Consider the following 1024-nt stretch of genomic DNA (forward strand, 5'->3'; position numbering starts at 1 on the left):
TTTTAGCGAACTGACTAAAGTTTCACTCCCTTATAAAATGAAACTTTAATCAGTAAGGGTTTTATACATCCTCCGCTAATTATTAACCCTCACCACTCGGGCTGCCCATTAATGCGGAGTTTTATTGGAATAAAAAGAGGAGGCATGTTTGTGAGAAATATAATAGATGATCCAATACAAAAAAATATAGAATTATACTATGCTTTTATTCAATTCGTTTCAATGATAACATTACCAAAAGTATCAGCTATTGAAACAGGTAAAAATGAATTAAAAAATCAGATGAAAAATGCTGGACAAAAAAACCCTTATTACGTATAAAAAAAGGTGAACAGGTTATATTCCTGTTCACCTTTTATCAAATTATTTTATTTATAAATTTTCACACGGGCTTCTAACGGTTGGAATTCTTTTTCACCAGCATGTACTACCGGTTTACCAAATGGCATTTGCGCAGTGAGCTTCCAATTTGCTGGAACATCCCACTCTTTTCTCACTTCTTCATCAATTAGCGGATTGTAATGCTGCAACGTAGCACCAAACCCTTCAATTTCTAAAGCTGTCCAAATTGCAAATTGTAACATTCCTGATGATTGCTGAGACCAAGTTGGGAAATTATCTTTATATAATGCAAAGTTTGCTTGAAGGCTTTCCACTACTTCACTGTCTTCAAAATATAAAACCGTTCCATAACCACTTTTAAATGCATTCATTTTTTCTTCAGTAGGTGCAAAGTTATTTTCAGGTACAATTTTTCGTAACGTTTCTTTCGTAATATCCCATAATTTATCATGTTGTTCTCCTAATAAAACAACAACGCGAGCACTTTGAGAATTAAAAGCTGAAGGTGTATGTTTTACAGCATGATAAATCACTTCTTGAATTTTCTCATCAGAAACTACTTGCTCTTTACTAATTGCATAAATAGATCTTCTGTCTTCAATTGCTGAGTAAAAATCTTTTGCCATCATAATTCCCTCCAATTTTCAATTGAGGCTATTTCATATGTATATATCATATTACG

The 1024-nt window shown here is 32.8% G+C and carries 2 protein-coding genes; one reads left to right on the forward strand and one right to left on the reverse strand.

The window, feature by feature from the left end; translation table 11 throughout:
- The first annotated feature begins 150 nt into the window (after nucleotides 1–150).
- Complete coding sequence (locus ACQGSG_RS29200; protein ID WP_141521733.1) at nucleotides 151–321, forward strand: DNA mismatch repair protein MutT; 171 nt, start codon at nucleotides 151–153, stop codon at nucleotides 319–321.
- A 47-nt stretch (nucleotides 322–368) separates the two neighbouring features.
- Here the strand turns inward: ACQGSG_RS29200 and ACQGSG_RS29205 are convergent, their stop codons facing one another.
- A complete protein-coding gene (locus ACQGSG_RS29205) occupies nucleotides 369–971 on the reverse strand; it encodes a nitroreductase family protein (RefSeq protein ID WP_170950841.1) in 603 nt (200 codons plus the stop codon).
- Nucleotides 972–1024: the final 53 nt, after the last annotated feature.

This window comes from Bacillus sp. GMa5/1 (genome assembly GCF_050172015.1).
GTDB lineage: Bacteria > Bacillota > Bacilli > Bacillales > Bacillaceae_G > Bacillus_A > Bacillus_A cereus.